The organism is Rothia aeria, from assembly GCF_016726365.1.
GTDB lineage: Bacteria > Actinomycetota > Actinomycetes > Actinomycetales > Micrococcaceae > Rothia > Rothia aeria.
In genome coordinates this window covers 2423025-2443629 of sequence record NZ_CP068102.1, presented here as the reverse complement: position 1 = coordinate 2443629, position 20605 = coordinate 2423025, and the positions used below count along the sequence as shown (strand labels likewise).

Annotated in this window: 16 protein-coding genes; 5 read left to right on the top strand and 11 right to left on the bottom strand. The window is 62.1% G+C overall.

Going from position 1 to position 20605, the window contains the following annotated elements; translation table 11 throughout:
* Positions 1–3: 3 nt before the first annotated feature.
* The 3 genes from dxs to I6I94_RS10725 all read right to left on the bottom strand — a co-directional run bounded on the left by dxs (position 4) and on the right by I6I94_RS10725 (position 5985).
* Positions 4–2016 carry a 1-deoxy-D-xylulose-5-phosphate synthase gene (gene dxs / locus I6I94_RS10735; RefSeq protein ID WP_023133969.1) on the bottom strand — a complete coding sequence of 671 codons (2013 nt, stop codon included), beginning with the start codon at positions 2014–2016 and terminating at the stop codon, positions 4–6.
* Positions 2017–2183: 167 nt separating this feature from the next.
* Positions 2184–3803, bottom strand: coding sequence for a class I SAM-dependent RNA methyltransferase (locus I6I94_RS10730; RefSeq protein WP_201620689.1), 1620 nt, complete (start codon positions 3801–3803; stop codon positions 2184–2186).
* A 121-nt stretch (positions 3804–3924) separates the two neighbouring features.
* Positions 3925–5985, bottom strand: coding sequence for an APC family permease (locus I6I94_RS10725; protein WP_236588870.1), 2061 nt, complete (start codon positions 5983–5985; stop codon positions 3925–3927).
* 204 nt (positions 5986–6189) lie between these two features.
* Here I6I94_RS10725 and I6I94_RS10720 point away from each other — a divergent pair, with 204 nt between their 5' ends.
* A complete protein-coding gene (locus tag I6I94_RS10720) occupies positions 6190–6948 on the top strand; it encodes a potassium channel family protein (protein WP_037288156.1) in 759 nt (252 codons plus the stop codon).
* Between the two features lie 18 nt (positions 6949–6966).
* Entirely contained in the window at positions 6967–7620 is a 654-nt protein-coding gene (locus tag I6I94_RS10715) for a potassium channel family protein (RefSeq protein WP_006887553.1), read from the top strand.
* Between the two features lie 161 nt (positions 7621–7781).
* On the opposite strand, the gene I6I94_RS10710 is transcribed toward I6I94_RS10715, so the two are convergent.
* The 5 genes from I6I94_RS10710 to dut form a co-directional block, all read right to left on the bottom strand.
* Positions 7782–9797 (bottom strand): hypothetical protein, encoded by a 2016-nt coding sequence (locus tag I6I94_RS10710; protein WP_201620688.1) that lies wholly within the window; start codon positions 9795–9797, stop codon positions 7782–7784.
* A 113-nt stretch (positions 9798–9910) separates the two neighbouring features.
* On the bottom strand, positions 9911–10645 hold the full coding sequence (locus tag I6I94_RS10705; protein ID WP_006887561.1) for a DUF3159 domain-containing protein: 735 nt from the start codon (positions 10643–10645) through the stop codon (positions 9911–9913).
* Positions 10626–11159 (bottom strand): OB-fold nucleic acid binding domain-containing protein, encoded by a 534-nt coding sequence (locus I6I94_RS10700; RefSeq protein ID WP_201620687.1) that lies wholly within the window; start codon positions 11157–11159, stop codon positions 10626–10628. Before I6I94_RS10700 ends, I6I94_RS10705 begins: the two co-directional genes overlap by 20 nt.
* The gene (locus I6I94_RS10695) at positions 11159–12025 is read right to left on the bottom strand and encodes a DUF3710 domain-containing protein (protein WP_037235092.1); all 867 of its coding nucleotides are present in this window, start codon (positions 12023–12025) and stop codon (positions 11159–11161) included. The genes I6I94_RS10700 and I6I94_RS10695 overlap by 1 nt, the downstream gene beginning before the upstream one ends.
* A 93-nt stretch (positions 12026–12118) precedes the next feature.
* The gene (dut, locus tag I6I94_RS10690; RefSeq protein WP_006887550.1) at positions 12119–12565 is read right to left on the bottom strand and encodes a dUTP diphosphatase; all 447 of its coding nucleotides are present in this window, start codon (positions 12563–12565) and stop codon (positions 12119–12121) included.
* A gap of 208 nt (positions 12566–12773) precedes the next feature.
* Between dut and I6I94_RS10685 the strand changes: the two genes are divergently transcribed.
* A complete protein-coding gene (locus I6I94_RS10685) occupies positions 12774–13241 on the top strand; it encodes a DUF3093 domain-containing protein (protein ID WP_201620686.1) in 468 nt (155 codons plus the stop codon).
* Positions 13242–13336: 95 nt separating this feature from the next.
* Here I6I94_RS10685 and I6I94_RS10680 read toward each other — a convergent pair whose 3' ends face one another.
* Entirely contained in the window at positions 13337–13636 is a 300-nt protein-coding gene (locus I6I94_RS10680; RefSeq protein ID WP_006887546.1) for a DUF4193 domain-containing protein, read from the bottom strand.
* A 335-nt stretch (positions 13637–13971) separates the two neighbouring features.
* Between I6I94_RS10680 and sepH the strand changes: the two genes are divergently transcribed.
* Positions 13972–15543 carry a septation protein SepH gene (gene sepH, locus I6I94_RS11485; RefSeq protein WP_236588869.1) on the top strand — a complete coding sequence of 524 codons (1572 nt, stop codon included), beginning with the start codon at positions 13972–13974 and terminating at the stop codon, positions 15541–15543.
* Between the two features lie 206 nt (positions 15544–15749).
* Here sepH and I6I94_RS10670 read toward each other — a convergent pair whose 3' ends face one another.
* Together I6I94_RS10670 and I6I94_RS10665 are read right to left on the bottom strand one after the other, a co-directional pair.
* Entirely contained in the window at positions 15750–16991 is a 1242-nt protein-coding gene (locus tag I6I94_RS10670; protein WP_128087914.1) for an alkaline phosphatase family protein, read from the bottom strand.
* A 43-nt stretch (positions 16992–17034) separates the two neighbouring features.
* Positions 17035–17628: a DUF5998 family protein gene (locus I6I94_RS10665; RefSeq protein ID WP_006887552.1), complete on the bottom strand. Its 594-nt coding sequence runs from the start codon at positions 17626–17628 to the stop codon at positions 17035–17037.
* A gap of 315 nt (positions 17629–17943) precedes the next feature.
* Here I6I94_RS10665 and I6I94_RS10660 point away from each other — a divergent pair, with 315 nt between their 5' ends.
* On the top strand, positions 17944–20472 hold the full coding sequence (locus I6I94_RS10660; RefSeq protein WP_201620685.1) for a DNA gyrase/topoisomerase IV subunit A: 2529 nt from the start codon (positions 17944–17946) through the stop codon (positions 20470–20472).
* Positions 20473–20605 lie beyond the last annotated feature (133 nt).

The following is a 20605-nucleotide window of genomic DNA, read 5'->3' as shown; positions in this document are numbered from 1 at the left end:
CCGTTAGTGGGTGTGCCGCGGCTTCTGGCCTTCTTCACGAGCGAACGGCACCTTATCACCAGCCAGTTGGGCGAGCACATCGGCTGCGATGGTTTCGGCGCTCAGGCCGGTCTCCTCAAGGATTTCTTCGCGGGAGGCGTGCGGGATGAACTCTGCCGGCAGCCCCAGCTCGCTCAGGGCCGTGTCTACCCCGGCGGCGCGCATTTCTTGGCGGATGCGGGCACCTACCCCGCCGGAACGTACCCCGTCCTCAATGGTGACCACGATGCGGTGGTCTCGGGTCAGCTCCACCACGGAGGCCGGTACGGGCATCACCCAGCGCGGATCCACCACGGTAGAATGCACCCGGTGCGTCTCAAGAATCTGGGATACTTCAAGGGCCACGCGCACCATGGCGCCCACTGCCACGAACAGCACGTCACGCTGACCGGTCTGCGGGTGTGCCGCACCGGTGCGCACCAGCACGTCCACGCCGTCTTCACGGCGTTCCAGGGCGGGGATGTCCTCCCCCACGGAGCCTTTGGGGTAGCGGATTACGGTGGGGGCATCGTCAATGGCGACCGCCTCACGCAGGGCCTCGCGCAGGGTCGCGGCATCACGCGGTGCCGCCATGTACAGCCCGGGGATGAACTGCAGGAGCGCCAGGTCCCACATGCCGTGGTGGCTTGCCCCGTCCGGGCCGGTAATACCCGAGCGGTCAAGCACCAGTGTCACCCCGGCCTTGTGCAGGGCAACGTCCATGAGCAGCTGGTCGAAGCCACGGTTCAGGAACGTCGCGTAAAGCGCCACCACCGGGTGCATCCCCCCGTAGGCGAGCCCCGCGCTCATGGCCACCGCGTGCTGCTCGGCAATACCCACATCGATCACGCGCTCGGGATGTGCCTGGGCGAACTCGCGCAGCCCCACGGGGATGAGCATCGCCCCGGTAATACCCACAATATCTTCACGCTCATCGGCGATCTGTTTAATTTCGCGTCCGAAGACGCTGGTCCACGACTCTTTGGTGCTCTTTGAGACTTCTTTGCCGGTGAGCGGGTCAATGGGGCCCACGGCATGGAACTGGTCGTCTTCGTTTGCGCGCGCCGGGGCGTAGCCGTGCCCTTTCTCGGTGATGGCGTGCACAATCACGGGCCCACCGTAGTTCTTCGCAGCGCTCAGGGCGGTCTCAACCGCTTCCTGGTCGTGCCCGTCGATAGGGCCCACATATTTCATGCCCAAATCTTCGAAGATACCGCCGGGGACCACCACATCTTTAATACCGGCCTTCATGCCGTGCAGGCCCCGGTAAATCATCTGCCCGAACGAGCCGCCGCGCTGCAGCTTCTCACGCATAGCGTTCAGAGCCCTGTCGTACCGGCGGTCCAGGCGCATCTTATCCACCTGCTGCTGCACGTTATATTTCAGTGCTGAAAGCTGGTTGGCGAACCCGCCAATAGTTGGGGCGTAAGAGCGGCCATTATCGTTCACCACAATCACAACTTTGCGGGTGCGGTCGGCGGCGATATTATTCACAGCCTCCCAAGCCATACCGCCGGTGAGTGCGCCGTCACCAATAAGCACCACCGTGTACCGGTCGTTCTGCCCGTTCAACTTATGCGCACGCGAAATACCGTCAGCCCATGAGATGGATGAAGAGGCGTGCGACGACTCGATAATGTCATGCACCGACTCGCCGCGGTCCGGGTACCCTGAAAGCCCGCCTTTCTGCCGCAGGCTCTCAAAGTTATGCCGCCCGGTCACCAGCTTATGCACATACGACTGGTGCCCGGTGTCGAACAGGATATTATCGTGCGGCGAATCAAACACGCGGTGAATGCCTAAGGTCAGCTCAACCACGCCCAGGTTCGGCCCCAAATGGCCGCCGGTGACCGCCACATGGTTCACCAGGAACTCCCGGATCTCCCCCGCCAGCTCACGTAGCTGCTCATAGGTGAGGGGTCGCAGATCTTTGGGGTCGTGAATGCCGTGTAGCATCTCGGGCTTGGCGTTCTCACCCGGTACAGTCTTTTCGGGCATACACACTCCTTTTGACTACTGCGACTGTTGCAGTTCTCTCCATCCGGTACGTTTCCGGCTTCCTTAGGCGAAAAACTCGGGTACCGGTCTCTTCGATTCTACCCGGTGCGGACCTCAAACCTCGACTCTACGCGCCCGGTGCACCCCACCGGTTACCGAATCTCGCATTAGCGGATGCGGCGCGGTTTAATACGTGCCGGAGCCCGGTAGAACAGGGCCGCCGCCTCCACATGGTGGGTGTTGGGGTACATGTCGTAGCCGCGTACCTGCACCAAATCCCAGCCGAGTTCACGCAGGATCGCGGTGTCCCGCCCCAGCGCCGCAGGGTCGCACGCCACGTAGAGGATACGCCCCGGTGACAGCTTATTCAGCCGTTCCAAAGTTTTCTTGCCCGCGCCTTCACGGGAAGGGTCAAGTACCACGGCGTCAATATGGGGCAGCTCGTCCAGTTCAAGAGCCGTTTTCAGATCCAGGAGGGTGCGCGCCACATCCCCGTGGATCACCTCAATACGGGTGCCTTTGGCCGATTCGCTGCGGGCCGCGCCGTCGGGGGCGAAATTGGCGCGCGCATCCCGGTGCGTCACCGGTGAGCCCTCAACACTGACCACGGTGCCGCGCTCGCCCACCGCATCGGCAAGAGCGGCAGTAAACAGGCCCGCGCCAGCGTACAAATCAAGAGTGCATTCGCCTTCAGCCGGCCGCAGCATCGTCAGCATAGTTCCCACCAGTGCTGACGGGGCGCAGCGGTGCACCTGCCAGAACCCGCCAGCAGAGACCTGGTAACTGAACCGGCGGGCGCCGAAAGTAACGTCCTCGGTCACGGATTTCAGGCCGCCGCCCAGAAGCACATCCCCCTGACGTACCCTGCGGTAGGGGCTGCGCAGGCTGGGGCGCACCCCGTACTCCGGTTTAGCGTTTGACCGGTTCTCGGGTGTGAAAAATAACGAAATTTTGCGTTTCGCCAAGTCCCCCCACAGCTTCTCAGCCTGCCGGTAAATGGGCTGGGACACCTCGCTGGCCGTAAAACGCGGGTCTACGGTGAGCTGAATGAGGATACGGCCCCGCGAAGAAAGCGCCGCATCTACCTGCCGGATACCGTGTAAATCTAGTTCGTGCAGGTTCAGCTGCCGCAGCTCGCGCGCCGCTAACGGGAAGTCGATCACGGGTACGGCCCGTGAACTCTGGTGCGGGTACATGCCGATACGCCAGCCGGAGGGGGTTTTCACCACGGTGTACCGCACCCGCGAGCGCCACGACAGGTCCCCTTCGGTGAGGTCTTTGGTGGGCATTGGCTCGACGGTCAGACTGGTAATGAGAGGCGAGTCGGGCGATATGCCGCCCAAGCGGATCAGCTGGGTGCGTAGCGTATCTGTTTTGTATGCGCGCTGTGTGGCGGGGTCAATATGGCCGTATTCCATGCCGCCCAGCAGCTCTTTCACACCGGTTGCAGCGGCCCGTTCTTCATCGGTGAGCAGGGAGTTGCCCTGCACCCAGGGGTGTTCTCGTCGCGCTGGTGATGGGGTGTCTATTGCCACGGCGTCCGCGAAATAGTAGCGGTTTTTAGGGCCGATGTCGGTGATGCGGGCCTGCACGGTCTCTCCCGTGAGGGCGTGCCGCACGAACACTACGCCTTTTTCGCTGCGGGCCACGAAGGCGCCGCCGTGTGCGGGTGATTCACAGGTGAGGCGCACCAAGTCTCCGATGGCATAACCGCTTACCGGCTCGGTGCCGCGGCTAGGTGCGGTGTTTGTGGGCACACGCGTCGAGGTGCTGTCGAGCTGACGCACGCATCGTCTCCTAACATACTGTAGTAATTGTGAAGTATTTTACACCCGGCGCGGGGCACTAACCGTTCAACCCTCCCACAGACGGGGTAAAAATTCAATATTTTTATCGCCAATCCCACGCTTAGGTAGCGCCTGTTTTTCCCCGGTACAGGGCGGGACGGTGCACCCGGTGGGTGGGTGGTTCTTCGCTGCTGGGAGGCTGTGCGGGTGCGTTCATTTCCCCCGGCTGGGTCTCGGCGGCGTGGAGAGCCCACGGTACGGTGGCGGTTGCCACTCCCGGTTCGTGCAGCAGCGCTTTTTTGAGCCTGCGCACGGTGCGGCGGTGCAGTATCTCTTGCCACCAGTGCGCCACCACGAACTCGGGCAGGTACACCACCACCACGTCGCGCGGGGATTTTTTGCGTTTCCGCCGCACATAGTCCAGCACCGAGGACACCGTGTCCCGGTACGGTGAGTCGATCACCGATAGCTGCACCGGGATGTGCAGCATATCCCAGCGTTCTTTCACGGTGGCCAGCAGCTGACGGTCGTTATTGACGGTCAGCGCCTCTATGGTGGAGGGGCGCGCGGCCCGGGCGTAGGCTAACGCCCTGAGGGCGGGCTGGCGTACCCGCTCAATATAGACCACGGCGTGCACGCGTGAGGGTAGGGCTGCGGCGTCGGCGGCCGCCTCCTGATCCAGCGGTATTTCGGTTAGTTTATCCACGCGGGCGTAGTGCCTGCGGGTCATGAGCATCACCTCGGACAGAAGCAGAATGAATGTGAGCGACAGCCAGGCCCCAGCCAAGAATTTGGTGCCCACCACGGTTACCAGCACCAGGGCGGTGACCACCACCCCGACTGCGCTGACAGTGATGTCGCGGGCGAGTTTGCGCCGCGCCGACGGTTTTAGGGTAATGCGTAGTTTACGCAGACGGAACCGTACCACCGCCACCTGGGTGAGCAGCATTGAGGTGCACATGCCCACCACGTACAGCTGGATGAGGGCGAACACATCGGCTGCGAACAGCACCGTGAAAAGTACCGAGATCACCCCGAGCAGGATCACGCCGTTACTGTACAGCCCGGTGGAGTCCACGCTCCGAAGCCGGTGCGGCAGATAGTGCCGGTCGGCGATTGCTGAGGCCCCAATGGGGAACCCGATAAACGCAGTCAGTGAGGCGATCACCAGCACGGACACTGTTGCTAAGGCCAGCAGTGTGGGGATGAGGTCGTTCCCGTATACGGCGAACGCCACCTGGTACAGGGCCGGTTTCTGGTGTATTGGCTGGTTGGGGCTGCTCGGGTCTGCGCTCAAGTACCGGTTGGGGTTTTGCACCAGCTGCACCCCACTCTGCCGCGCCAAATAGAGGATGCTCACCAGCAGAACCCCGGTGATGACGATCATCAGCATGAGTGTCAGTGCCGCATTGCGTTGCTTGGGTGCTTTGAAGAACCGCACCGAGTTGGAGATAGTTGAAACCCCCGAAAGTGCCACCGCCCCGGCCGAGAAGGACCGGGAGAGCAGCAGCACCAGGAACACCCCGTCAAGGCTTGCGTGCGGGGTTTCGGGGGTGAGCGTGTACCCGGCGGATTCGGCGCGTGCTAAGGTTCCGGTGAATGCCTGCAGCAGCCCGTACACCAGGGTGATCCCTAAAAGGGCCAGAAAAATGTAGAGCGGCCAGTGGGCTAACCGGCCCATCAGCTGCACCCCGCGCAGGCACACCACGCTCAGAACCACAATCAGGGTGACTGCAATACCAGCCCGGAAGCCCTGCAGCTGCGGGAAAAGCGCGGTAATAAACGTTGCCGCCGAAGACATTGACACCGCTACCGTGAGCACATAGTCCAGCAGCACGGAGGCGCCCAGCACCACGGCCGGGCGGCGGCCCAGTTTGCGGCGTACCAGGGCGAAATCGCCCTCAGCTGCGACCTGCCGGATGTTATACCGGTAGGTTCCCACGATCACGAGCCCCACCACGGCGATGGCGAACCCCACCCACGGCGAGTAGGTGAGTGCACCGGCCCCGGCCACGGCAAGGATAAGAATCACCTCATCGGCGGCGTAGGCCACCGACGAAATCCCGTCAGAACCCAGCAAGGGCAGGGCGTAGCGCTTCGGTAGCGACGTGGCCGCCAACTGCCGAGAATCCACCGGCCCACCGGTGAGCGCGCGACGCATCCTACCCCAACGATTGTTCACGGTTTAAGGCTATCCCGCCCGCCTCTAAAGCTCAATTTATGCGGTGCCCCTTGTTTTCCCGGCTGCGGTCCCGTCATAGGGCAGGGGGTCAGGCGCCGCCCCCGCGGGGAGCTGTACACTCTTAACTATGAGCGAGCCTGACGGTTTGAGGGGGTCACATCATTCCCCGCCGCGCACAGTAACCGGCTCAACCCTAGGAGAACTATGCCGCACTTTGTGATTATGGGCGCCGGGCGAGTTGGCGTCATGCTCGCCCGAACCCTCGAAGCGTCCGGGCACACCGTGGCCGTGATTGACCAGGATATCCGCGCATTCCAGCCGCTGCGGAAGAACTTTGGCGGTAAGCTCGTCACCGGCGTGGGTTTTGATAAAGAGACGCTGGAACGCGCCGGGATAGAGGGCGCCTACGCCTTTGCCGCCGTATCCTCAGGGGATAATTCCAATGTGATTGCCGCCCGTGTGGCGCGTGAGACGTTCAAGGTGAAGAACGTGGTTGCCCGCGTGTACGACCCGAACCGGGCGGAGTTCTTTCAGCGCATGGGCATCCCCACTGTTGCGGCGGTGCGCTGGTCAACCGACCAGGTGCTGCGCCGTATCCTGCCCGAGCAGGCGATCCGGGGTGACTACCGGGAGGCATCTGGGCGTCTGATTCTCACCGAATTGCCGCTTCATGAGGAGTGGGCCGGGCACGCACTGGTCGATATTGAGGCTGCTACGGGTGCGCGCATCGCCTACATCACCCGGTTCGGCGAGGGGATGCTCCCCCGGCCCGATACGAGCTACCAGCAGGGTGATACTGTGCACGCCATGGTGCGCACCGATGAGGCGACCGAGATCGCCCGTATCCTCTCCCAGGCGCCTAAGGATACTGAGGGTGAACGCCACGACCCGCGGGACGCATGGGCTGGGGCTTTCGCCGCCGAGCCAGCCGCCGTGAAAAGCGATAACCCGCACACCAACTAGCCGGATAAGGGACACCACGTGAAAGTACTAATTGTTGGGGCAGGCTCGGTGGGCGCCTCTATCGCCCGGGAGCTGCACGCCAGCGGCCACGAAATCACCATTATCGATTCAAAGCCTGAGACGAAAAAACGCGCCAACTTGCCGCAAGTGCAGTGGTTTATTGGGGATGCCTGTGAGCTGTCGGTGCTGAAGCTGGCCGTACCCGAAGAGAGCGAAGTGGTGGTGGCCGCCACCGGTGACGACAAGGCAAACCTGATGGTTTCACTCCTGTGCCGCAGCGAGTACGGGGTGCCGCGCACCGTGGCGCGCGTGAATAACCCCCGCAATGAGTGGCTTTTTGACGAGTCGTGGGGTGTGGATGTGGCGGTCTCCACCCCGCGCCTGATGACCGCCCTTGTGGAGGAGGCTGTTGAAGTGGGCGATGTGGTGCGCCTGCTGACCCTGCAGGCTGGCGGGGCCACCCTGGTGGAGTACACGGTGCCGGAGGATCACCCGGTGATCGGGTACCGGGTGGATCATGTGCAGTGGCCTACGGATACGGTACTCACCGCTATCTTGCGGGACGGTGCGCCGATCGCCCCGTCGGCTGATGTTGTTCTTGAGGGCTCAGACGAGCTGTTTTTCATTACCACTATCGCTGGTGAAGACCAGATCCGCGCGCTTTTCGCCTAGTGGATAACCGGGTCGGGTACCGTGCCGACTACCCCCGGTGAGACAAGAAACGGCGGGATGCGCCCCATCCTTCTGGGGAGCATCCCGCCGTTAGCGTGGCAAGAGGTACGGCCCGCGAATCCGGTGCCGATACTGCGGCACGGAAATACTCGAAGGGGCGTTTAGTCTCCCCCGCCGCCGCCTCCACCGTCTGAACCGCCGAAATCTCCCCCGCCGCTGCTGTCGCATCCTGAGAAGTCGGAGCCACCCATATCGCAGTTCTCCCAGCCGCCGAAGTCTCCGCTAACGTCCCAGTCGATATCCGCCCCGTAGGCGTCACCCGCGCGGGTGTTATGCGGCCAGTACCAGCAGACGGCGGGAAGCTCGCTCGACTCTGCACGGTCGGCACGCATATTTTCCAGCAGCTGTTCCCGTACCGCGTGCACCCCGTCGAATGCGTAGGCCGACCCGGCGAGGGCGGCCGCGTAGAAGGCGCTCATTGAGGGCTCCGCCGTGGCACGATTGCCTTCGGCAAGCTCGGGGAACTGCTTCAGGCAGGCTGACCGTATTTTCTCGCTGAGTGCTTTCGCTTCGGCGAGCACCCGCGGAGGCACCCCGGTTGGTTCGTCCGCGTCCGCAGGCTCGTCATTGACCACACTGAAAAGGTGCGCAAGCCGGGCGGTGTCAATATTCTGCAGCTCGGTGAGGCCGCCAGCGGCGTACACTACCGATTCTGCCAGCGCACGACGGGTGCGGGTGGCAGCGATCTGCGCGCTTAACCGGCGGATATTGTTCTCCGTGCGGCGGCTGAGGTTATCCGGGGCGGTGATTCCTGTCGTGTTCACCCACTCGTGCAGGTTCGCCAAAAACAGTGCATCGTGCCCGGTTTCGGAGCGTGCCTCAAGCACAGAGTTCAGTGCCTCTTCGCGGTGACGCGCGTATTTGGCGTAAAACCGGTTTCCGGTTGTCTCAACGTAGTCGTGCAGGTGCGGCACAATAGCCAGTGCCGCTTTCACATAAGCCACCACCTCAAGGGAAGCCTCGTACTCGCGGTGGAATTTGCTCAGCACCCGGGTCAGGTTCGTGGCCGCTACCAGCCGCTCCAACGCCTGCGGGTACAGCTCATACATTTGTTTCAGCGCCGGCTGCGCAATAACCGGGCGGGTGTTTGGGCACAGCGACAGCATATGCCCCGTATTATTGAGCCCGTCTGTCAGCAGCGCCTCCAGGGTGCGGGTAAAACCGGCAAGCGCACCCACCAGCTGCTTATTGCCTTCCCGGCGGGCGTGCAGAAGCACCGGGTTTAACGCCCGCACGGTTTCACGCGCCTGCGCCTGCGCCTGCTCAAGACTGTTGTGTAACGCCTGCACGTGCGGGTGCAGTACCGTCCCGCGTGCCGCGTCCACAAGCGGGTTGTGCCACTGCCCCATCCCCCATGCGGGAGAACCTACGCTGGTGAGCACAACATATGAGTTTGCCATTGCCTGGGCGCGCTCTTGCAGGTACGCCTGTGACCCGGGCTCGTGCCTGTCCATGCTGTCGCACCGCTGGTAGGCGCGCTCCACCAGCTGCTGCAGACGCTCCACCCGTTCGGTGGTCTCCTCCGTGATGGGTTCCCTTACCGCTTCGACTGTGAGCCGGTTCTGCACGGTACGCATCGCCCGGTCTGCGCACCACACATACGAGTACGCCCTCTCACGCCCCTGCTCAGCGTTGAGTTTGTGCAGCGGGGCGTCCAGGTACGCGACCGCGGTGCGGGGGCTTACCCCGAAGAAGTCACGGGAATGCGGTGCAACGGTGGGGGTTCGCAGCTGCCCCAGCACCCAGTACCGCACCGGGTAGTACGGCAGGAACGTAACAATGGGAGCGATGAGGAATACATACACGAGCGGGGCGCCCAGCCGCACGGCGGTGGTAGCGAACCCATCCGGCGCTTCCCAGGGGCGGAATAGTTCTAACACCAGTAGCCCGTAGACTGCTACCAGCACTGTACGCGCCGCTCTGTTGAGCGGGTGCCAGTATACGCGCCGCACAGCTTTAAACGCCCACAGGCGGTTTACGACAGGCGCCAGCAGCCCAAGAATAACCGTCAGCCACGCACCCTGGTGAAAAACGGACGAGCCAGGCAGTAAAAAGCACATGCCCAGAAGGGCTAAAGCCACAACAGCATATACATAGTAACGAATATTTTTTCTCATGGTTGGGTTTCTCGCCGCATACGACCCATCCCCTACCGGACGGTACCGCACCACTGGTATCGTCCGGCACGAGCCGGGCCGCACACGATTCTCTATTATCGGTTTTTATAAGGTTATGAGTCTTGAACGGCGCGGTTTTCCTCAGGGGCAGACACACGCCACGCCACCCACAAAGTCAGCGCGTACAGCGGAACACCCATCACCAGACGAGTAACCCCCAGCGCCTCGGTCGCACCCGCAAAGTATAGCGGCAATTGCACCACTAAGCGTAACCCCAGCAGCGCAACAAAAATCCACGTTGCAAGAATATACGACTTCAAGCGTGCTGGCTTCTCACGCCAGCGCACACCCTCGTCCCGGATAAACCCGAACAGCAGCCCAAACAACGGCCACCGCAGCGCAATTGAAATGAGCGAAGCAAGCAGATACCCGCCACTTACGAAGAACCCGGGAACATAAAAAGCATTAGCGTCCCCAGTGGAATGGGCCGACCAGGCACAAACAGCCACACCCACCACGCCCGAAAGCGCCGGAACCAGCTTAGAACGCTGCACCAAACGGGCCACCGTAAACACCCCGGAGGTCACCAGGGAGGCGATGAGGGCATAGGTGAGCTGTTTCGTCACCACAAAAACAACCAGAAACAGAGTCGCCGGAAGTAACGACTCCACCACCCCGCGCCAGCCACCCAGCGCGTGCAGCACATCCACATCACCGTTGGCGGTACGGCGCAGTTTACCGCCTATGCTCGCACTGAACGAGCTCCCCACAGATTCCCCCGTAGAACCCGTCCTCTCACGCCCGGCGGAGGTGTTGTGCGGGCCCGGTTCACGTTCCGTAGCGGGCATTTTTTGTCCTTTCCGTCAGCAGTAGTTGCGGCACGATCTCATAGCGCGGGTTATAGATACGCGGGTCCCCCGGGTACTGGCTGAGCATCCCCGAGCAGCGCAATAGTGAACCGGCCAGCACCCCCGGCACTGAGCGCTGCCCGTGCCAGATGAGGCTCACCCGGCTGCCCGGCTCAAACGGCGGGGTGCGCGCAAACGCCGCCAATTCCGATGTCTCGGTGGGCGCTTTGGCACCCAGTGGGCCGCTGACCGCTTTTGAGGCGGGCGTGTTTGAGGAGTCGTCAATGTCCTCACCGGGTGGTTCAACAACCAGCGGAATCCCCAGAACAGCCAGAGGGCTCACCCGCTGCAGCAGCCGTGATTTAGCGACCACCAGCTCAGCCCGATACACGGGTTTGGCATCCAGCGGCGGAATCCACACCTGGTCGATCCTGCCCGCTAAACGCACGCGAAAACGCTCGGGGTACCCAACCGGAGGCTGAGACCCCGAGCGGTCAGAAAGCACCCGAACCATTAGCCGATTTCAGTGATCTCAGGGCCACGGCGTGGAAGCGGACGCAGCTTGCTCTTATCGTCCTGCTCTTCTGGTTCGTCCTCGTCATCGGCGGTGGCAATATCCTGCGCGGGCACCACCAGCGGCAGCAGCTCACGCGGCGGGCGGGGCTCATCGCCGCGATCAACGATCACGGAGCGGAACACCTCATCAATAGCCTCGGCGGCTTCCTCATTATCGAGCACAGCCTCACCGGAGATCACACCGCGCAAGAACCAGCGGGGACCGTCCACGCCCACGAACCTGGCCACACGCTCACCACGTTTGCCGTCTTCGGTTACGGCGGGCAGGCGGGTGAGCATCTCCACACCAAACACGCCCTCATACATCTCGACGGTACCGCCCTGCGAAGCCACGGATTCGGCCAGCTCTTCACGAATATCGTCCCAGATACCGCTCGACCGGGGCGCCGCAAACGCCTGAATCTGAATGGTGGCACCCTTACGGATACAGGTCGCGGCAATCACAACACCGCTTGCCTCTTCCACCTCTAGGCGCAGGCGCATCCCATCAAGCAGCTTAATGTACACGGAGCCAAGGTTAGCGTAGTCTTCGGTGTCTTCCACCTCGTCCATATCGAGCGGGCCCTCGGTACGGTCATAGACGATGACTTTCAGGGATTCGTCCTCAACGTATGCGGGGACGGGATCGGCCTTATCTTCCTCTTCCGTATCGTACTCGTCTTCGTCGATACCTTCGGTGTCCTCAGCCTCGTCATAGTCATCGTAGTCGTCGTACTCGTCATACTCGTCGTAGTCATCGTACTCGTCATACTCTTCGACGTCGTATTCTTCTTCGGCACGTTTTTTCTTGCTGAAACCAAACACTTAGTTATCCCTCACTGTATACGTACTACTCAATATCTTACGCGTAGAGTGCCTGTTACGGCGTTCAAGCGCGCCGCACGCGCGTGCCGTGCGCTACTTCAGTCCGCTGGATCCAAACCCGCTGACGCCGCGTTCGGTCTCATCCAGTTCTGCAACAACCACGAAGTTCGCCTGCTCGTAGCGCTGAATAACCAGCTGGGCAATACGGTCGCCGCGTTTAATCTGGAAAGGCTTAGTAGGGTCGGTATTGAGCAGGGTCACCATAATCTCGCCGCGGTACCCGGAATCCACCGTACCGGGGGCGTTCACAATGGTGATGCCGTGTTTAACGGCCAGCCCGGAGCGCGGATGCACCAAACCCACGTACCCCTCAGGCAGGGCGAGGGCGAGGCCGGTGGGCACGAGGGCTCTCTCACCGGGGTTCAGGGTGAAGTCTACGCGCGAGCGCAGATCGGCGCCCGCATCGCCCGGTTTGGTGTAGGCGGGGGCGGGCAACTCGGGGTCGAGCATTTTGATCTGAACGTTAATGGGGTTAATCATGCTCTTCACTCTACCCAAGCGGAGGCAAAAAATCATGTGGGAACCCGGCTGCTGCCCGCCTCTAAAGCGGCGGTTGAAGGCCTCCGGGTAAGGGTCACGATGGGGTTCGTTACAATGAGTGTGGTAACTCGTTCGCCTATTGTAACTGGTTGCGGCACGCACACACTGTTCCCCTTCGCGCCCAACCGGCTTCTTGAAGGGATGTTCTGTGACTTCTTCACCCGCCGCATCGTCCAAACCGCTGTACCGTGAGCGTCTAGCTCCGGGGGTGGGCACGTGGCTTCTGGTGCTCGTGACCGGGGGCGCATCCTACCTGGTGGGGGCGCCGATCAGTATCCCTGTGGGCGTGATTGCGGGGGCTGTGGTATCTGCTGTGTTGGGTTGGCTGCTGTATGCCTCATCACCGGTGATTGAGGTTTCCGCCGAGTGGGTGCGGGTTGGCCGTGCCCGCATTGAGCGGGAGTATATTGGCCGGGTGCAGGCGTTTCGGGGTGATGATGCACGCCGCGCCGCTGGGCCGGAGCTGGACGGGCGCGCCTACATGTGTTTCCGCCCGTGGGTTACCCCTAAGGTTCGGCTGCAGATTACTGACCCGGCGGATCCTACACCGTACTGGCTGGCTTCTTCACGGCACCCGGAGAAGCTGGTGCAGCTGCTTGATACAGCTGAGGATTAGGGCTGTTCCGCTGGTACGGACGGGCGGTATTGGGTATGGATAAGGGCAGGTTCCCGTGTGGAGTCCTGCCCTTGTCGCGTAGTGTGGTTGGTGTTTTAGCCTTCGCACTCCACGCAGTACACCAGCCCGTCCTCTTCTCGTGCAATCTGAGAGCGGTGGCGCACCAAAAAGCAGGATGCGCAGGTGAACTCGTCGTCCTGTGCGGGTAGGACAACAACGTTCAGTTCCTCATTAGAGAGGTCCGCACCGGGCAGCTCGAAGCTTTCGGCAGCGGTGTTTTCGTCCTCATCGACCGCACCGGATTGCATCTCCGAGCGGCGGGCGTTCAGCTCCTCATAGGACTCCTCGTTTTGCTCGTCGTCCTGCTTGCGAGGTGCATCGTAATCAGTTGCCAAACTTTCACGCTCCGTCTTGATTGGTGGGGCAGGGTGTGTGCGCCCACGTGTGGTCTTTGAGTGTCTTAACTTCGTTGTGGGTTGTTTATTCCACAACATGCCAGGTATTTTTCACCATGTACCCCCGGTTTGTCTAATTGAGGCCCCGGAAATTACTCTCTGCGCGTCATTTTTTGTGTGCAAAGGCTGTATTTCGGGGGTATTTGGGCCTATTTTTTTGTGGGTTTCGGTGGGATATACTACATGTTTTAGGGTTGGCAAGGTAATCTGGTAGATAGTTTGCGTTCTTACGGCGCGGGTGCGGGGTGCATCTGAGCCGCATACAGGAGGTTTCCATGCTTGAATTGCGCCTAGTGGGTGTCCACGATGATGGCGAGAACCTGGTGCTTGAATCTGCCGACGGCACCCGGTTTGCGCTGCCCATCGATATGAACCTGCGCACAAGCATCACGAAGGCTCGCCGTATTCAGCCGGCGCGGGGCCTGGGGACGAAGGGCAGCTTTGGGCCTCGTGATATTCAGACGAGGTTCCGTCAGGGCGCCAGTGTTGAAGAGATCGCGGAGGAGTCCGGTTGGGAGCCGGAGCGGGTGCGCCGCTACGAGTGGCCGATTGTGGCCGAGCGGGCGCATATTATCCGCGCAGCGCAGGGCGTGAAGGTTGGGCGCCGCAGCTCAGCTTCAGGTTTGGCGCAGATTCCCGTGACTCTTGCCTCGCGTATCGCGGATGTGACGGCCGCGCACGGCTTCGCGGAGGCCGCGCAGGACTGGTCTACCCGGCAGAAGGATAACGGGCAGTGGAGCATTGAAGTTGATTTTGCGTTAACACCCCGGGACCGCGAAGAGCTTCCCGCGCGGGTTATGTTCCCGGCGCGGTGGGTGTACAACCCGGCTAATCAGAGCCTGTACGCCTCAAATGAGGCCGCCTATTTCTTAATGGGCAACGCCGAGGACGAAGTGTATGACACGAAGAAACAAGAGGAAGAACCTCAGCCGAGTTCGCAGCCTAAAGCACCGTCCAGCACCGGTTCGGGGGCCTCTTCTGTGGCGGATGTGCCGGTTGCGGTGGCTACCGGTGTCGCCCCAGTTGATGCCTCCCGCGTGAGCTCCTCCACGATCAAGGGCACCAGCCCGGATGAGCGTAAACTCAACGAGCTTCTGGAGCGCGCCCGCAGCGTGTCACGTCCCGGCCCGACCACCCAGCAGCTGCGGGTGGTGGCCCAGCCTTCTACTGTGACCGTGACTGAGGACTCCGACTCCGCCAATAACACTACCGACTCTTCGCGGCACCGTGAACAGGTGCGCGCACAGGGCGCAGCCTCGCAGGGTGCTGCACACCGGGGGGTTTCTTCACCCCAGGATTCTGCGGATGAAAGCCCGCAGGAGCCGGTTGATGACCGGGATGTGGCTAGTTTCTCGGCAGGTGACGGATCGTTCTATGGCCGCCGCGCCGGGCGGGAGACCTCCTCCCCCGAGCGGGGCACCGCAGGGACTACCCCCGAGCCGCGCGAAGAACGCCGGTTCGGTGGCCAGGAAAACCGCAGGCCCAGCATCGGAGGCACCTTCGGCGCACCCCGCCGTGAAAGCGCAGGCAGCACCGAGAACGCAGGTGCCACGGAGGGTACGGGCGTGCGTGAGCGTGCCGAGCACGGGCTGAGCCGGTCATCCCGGCCCGCAGCACCGGCCGGGGCTGAGAGGGAGTCCTTCTCGACCCAGGCGCAGCAGCGTCCCGCACAGGCCGAAACCACCCGGGCGGATACCGCCACGGTCCCCACCGAGGGCACCTCCACCGAGTCCAAGCCCGAACCCGCCGAGACGAAACGGCACGAGAAGCCGAAATCATCAGGCCGTAATAAGCAGCGGATGAGCGTACCCGCCTGGGACGAAATTATTTTTGGCGGGCGCAAGTAGCCCACCATACTGCCCGCCCCGGCCATCCCCAGCCCACGGGGCGAAGGATTTTGGACGGAACAAGCCATTACAGGGCCACATAGCGGTTAAGAAATAAGAAAATAGAGCACCAACGGGAGAAGCCCCGGGTGCTCATTTTCTTGAGTGAACCACACAACACGCTACACACCGGCACACCCATCATGTGTGCAGCTGTGTGCGTGGGGTTATGCGGTGGGCAGGTACAGCAGCGGGATGCGCCGCTCAGCATCAGTGAGCGAACCGTGCTGCCCCACCATTTTCAGTGACTGTTCCTTATAGTGCCGCATATCGTAGAGGGCTATATTGTCGCGGGCGCAGACTAGGATATCGCCGATGCGCTCGCGGGCGGCCTCGCTCACGGTGGGGCCCATGTAGCCGCGTGTGTAGAGGTCGCGTGAGTCCAGCACCCACGCCCGCTCACCCCAGGCTGTTGCCCAGCGGCGCGCGGTTTCGGTGCGGGCGGCCTCGCTCGTATCGTGCAGGTACAGCTGTACCGCGCGCGGCTCCCCGGCGGTGAGCGCCACATTGTTGAGGAGTTCGGTGTCGTGGGAGTAGTCGATGCGTTCCTGCTCGGGGATGTTCACCATGCCGTGGTCTGCGGTGAGGAATATGCCCGCCCAGGCGGGTGCCCGCTGAGCCAGCCGACGCAGCGCCAAGTTGAGCTCTTCAAGCTGCTCAAGCCACGTGTCGCTGCCAGCCCCGTGGCGGTGCCCGGCCTGGTCAAGCTCACCCCAGTACAGGTAGACGAGGGTGGGGGTGCGGGAGGCCAGCAGTTCGGTGGCGTAGGTGATGCGCGCATCGTACCCGGTGGCACCCACGAATTCGCCGCCGCGCAGCCCGGCCTCGGTGAGCCCGCTGCCCCGGTATTTATCGAGTGAGATGGTAACAACCCGTGTTTGGGTGCTGTAGCGTTCAAAGACTGTGGGCAGCGGCTGCCAGGTGTGCGGGTCCACGGTTTTATCCCACCCGGAGAGGTGGTTCATGGTGGTGCCGGTGGCGGGGTTACGCACCTCGTACCCGGCGATCCCGTGGGCGCCCGGTGCGCTGGCGGTACCGAAGCTAGTGAGGGATGCAGCGGTGGTGGTGGGGAAAGCAGCGTCCAGCGGCCCCAGGGACACGGTTTTCTTCAGGTAGGGGGCGTAGGATCCGTAGGTTTGAAGCAGCTGCTCGCCGAGCCCGTCAACCATGACCACGCAAATATTGCGGAAACCGTTCGGGTCTGCCCCGGCTTCGCGCAACCTTTTGGCCAGTGCCAGCGGGTCGCGGCTGGTGTTCCCAAGCGGGTGCGCCGGATGCTCTAGGGAGGACTGCGCCAGCAGTGAGGCTGCTGACTCAAATACGTCGGCTACGCTATTGCTCCCGTAGGCTGGCGGCGGCGGTACGGGTGTGCCAGCCGCGTCGTTGTATGCTGTACCGCTTACGCTCATAGGTTCTCCTGCTTTGGGGGCTCTGTGGCGAGTTGGGGGTGGGCTATTTGGTGTCTGAGTGCATGTGTGCCCTGTGCAGGGCGCGGGCGAAGTACCGGGCCTGTTTCACGGCGTCGGGGCCGTCTGCGGTGGCTGAGACGCGCACCGCAATATCCTCTAGAGAGGCGGATCCGGTGTACCCGTGGTCGGCGGTGCAGGTGGGGTCGGGGCAGGTGGCGGGTGCGGCGTCAATGCGCAGCGAACCGGTCCATGCCACCTGGAATGAGACTTCTGTGGGGCTCATCCCGGGCCGGTAGATTTGCGGCTGGTCGTACCCGTAGCTGATGGTTACGGCCCGCAGGGCGCTGAGTTTCACGGCTTCCACGCTCACGTGGGCGACGGTTCCTTGGGCGTCTTCTTCAAGGTGGGAGTCGTCGAGGTGGGCCAGCACCAACTGGGAGCCGCACAGCACCATGACGGTAATATGTCGGTGCAGGTCGTTGCGGCTGAAGTGGGTTTCGTGCTGCACAAAGTGCGCATCTGGTTCCAGCCCCGCGAGGGCGTCATCGACCACTTCAAGCACCAGCTCCGGGTAGAACCCGGCGTGTTTAATGTCTGCTGCCAGTTTTTCGCGTGGACTTTCGTCCATATACGCCATTCGTGCACCTCATTAGTATGGGTTGAGTGTTGCCGGGTGCCCCTGCGGTACCGGGCAGCCGGGCCGGGTCTGCCGGTCGCGAGTGAGAACACCGCTACGTAATAGCGTAGTGGGTTGGGGCGGGCATTGCTACTTAACGCGGCCGGGGTACCGGTTTTTGTGGGGCACAGTACCCTGTGGGTGTGCCGGTGAATCGCCGGTGACCGGCTGCCGTGCCCGCGCGGGGTGTGCACGGTAGAATAGAGTTCCGAATGAGTGTTGCGTCTGCTGCGCACCATCTTTTGCCCGCCTTCTACGAGCTTTACGAGGATACACATGGCACGCCGTAGCAAGTCAGCTGTTGAGGACTACCCGGTAGATATTGTTGAGAACATCGTCGATATTGATGTTTCTGCCGAGATGGAGTCCAGCTTCTTGGAGTACTCGTACTCGGTGATCTATTCGCGTGCCCTGCCGGATGCGCGGGACGGTTTAAAGCCGGTGCAGCGGCGCATCCTGTACATGATGCAGCAGATGGGGCTGCGCCCGGATAAGGGGCACGTGAAGAGCGCCCGCGTGACCGGTGAGGTGATGGGTAAGCTACACCCGCACGGTGACGCCGCGATTTACGACGCGATGGTGCGGTTGGCGCAGCCTTTTGCGATGCGCCTGCCGCTGGTGGACGGGCACGGTAACTTCGGTTCGCTCGATGACGGCCCGGCGGCGGCCCGTTACACCGAGGTACGCATGGACCCGTCGGCGACGGCACTGACCGCTGACCTGGATGAGGACGTGGTCGATTTTGTGCCGAACTACGATAACCAGTTTATGCAGCCGAGCGTGCTGCCGGCGGCTTTCCCGAACCTGCTGGTGAACGGTACGACGGGTATTGCGGTGGGTATGGCCACGAACATGGCGCCGCATAACCTGCGTGAGGTGATTGCGGGCACCCGGCACCTGATTGCTAACCCGGATGCCACGCTGAAAGACATTATGAAGCTCATCCCGGGGCCGGATCTGCCCAGCGGCGGCACGATCGTTGGTTTAGGCGGTATCCGTGACGCCTATGAAGGTGGGCGCGGCACGTTCAAGACTCGTGCGAAGGTCTCGATTGAGCAGGTGAGCGCCCGCAAGCAGGGCATTGTGGTGACGGAACTGCCGTACATGGTGGGCCCGGAGAAGGTTATTGAGAAGATTAAGGACGGCGTTAATTCTAAGAAGCTGACCGGTATCTCTGATGTGGTCGATTTGACGGACCGGCAGCAGGGTATGCGCCTGGTGATTGAGGTGAAGAACGGGTTTAACCCGCAGGCGGTGCTGGCGGCCCTGTATAAGCACACGCCGCTGGAGGATTCGTTCGGCATTAATAATGTGGCGCTAGTGGATGGCCAGCCGCAGACCCTTGGGCTGCTTGGTTTGCTGCATGTGTACATTAATCACCGGTTGTCGGTGGTGCGCCGCCGCACCGAGTTCCGGCTGGGCAAGCGCCGTGACCGGCTGCACCTGGTGGAGGGCCTGCTGATCGCCATCGTCGATATTGACGAGGTGATTCAGATTATCCGCTCTTCGGATGAGACCGCGCAGGCGCGTGAGCGGCTCATGAAAGTTTTTGACCTGACGCAGGTTCAGGCGAACCATATTCTTGAGCTGCGCCTGCGCCAGCTGACGAAGTACTCCCGTATTGAGCTTGAGGCTGAGCGGGATAAGCTGGCTGAGGAGATCGCTGAGCTGGAGCGGATTTTAGGGTCGGATATGGCGCTGCGTGAGCTGGTCTCTGATGAGCTTGCTGAGGTGGCCGAGAAGTACGGCACTGACCGCCGCACGGTGCTGAAGTCGAAGGATGATATGCAGTCGGCGATTGAGGCTGTCTCGGCGGGGGCGTCGAAGGCGAAGAAGAGCCTGGGGCTGGCGCTTGAGATTGCGGATGAGCCGTGCTGGGTGGTGCTTTCAGCTTCGGGCATGGTGGGCCGCACCCCCGGTAAGCCGATGCGTGAGGCACTGTCTGACCCGGGTAAACGCCTGAAGCATGACGTGTTCACCTCTGTTGTTCCGGCGACGGCGCGCGGTGAGATTGGCGCGGTGACCTCGACGGGGCGGATGGTGCGCCTGTCGGTGATGGATGTGGTGGTGCTTGAGGAGTCTGCGGGCGCACCGGTGCTGAACTCGGGGGTGAAGGTCTCTGAGGTGGTGTCCCTGGCGAAGGGCGAGAAGCTGGTGGGCCTGGTGCCGCTGAATGAGGTGCTGGCGTTGGCGACGGCGAACGGCGTGATTAAGCGTGTGAACCCGGAGTACCCGCTGAATCAGGCGGAGTGGGACGTTATTAAGCTGAAACCGAAGGACACGGTGGTTGCTGCGGCTGCGTGCGCCTCGGACGATAACGCCCTGACGCTGGTGACGCAGGATGCGAAGCTGCTGACCTTCGACGCGGCGAAGGTGCGCCCGCAGGGCCGCGGCGGCGGCGGTATCGCCGGTATTAAGTTGGGCGCGCAGGATGCGGTGATTGCTTTGGGTGTGACGGCGCCGGGAACCACCGCAGAGGTGGTGACGGTGACCGACGGTAAGGATGGTTTGGCTTCGGTGAAGGTCACTCCCCTGGCGGAGTACCCGCAGAAGGGCCGGGCGACCGGCGGGGTGCGGGCGCACCGGTTCCTCACGGGCGAGTCGAAGCTGGCGCTGGCGTGGGTTGGTGTTGGCCCGGCGAAGGCTGGTACGCAGGGTGGCGTGGCGCGTTCCTTGCCGACGGAGTACGGTTCACGTGACGGCTCGGGGGTGACTCTCACCCAGACGATTGGTACGGTCGGCCCTAACTATGCGGCACTGACCGCGCAGTCTGCGGTCTCCCCCGACGGGGAGAAGCTGTTCTAGCTCCCTCTGGTTGGGTTGCTGCTATTTTTCTTTCGGTGTGGCAGGTAGCAGTGTTGCCTCTGTGCAAGTTGAGGCATCACTGCTACCTTTTAATGTGAAGTTTTAGGTGAGACCTAGGATTTTTCCAGCTATT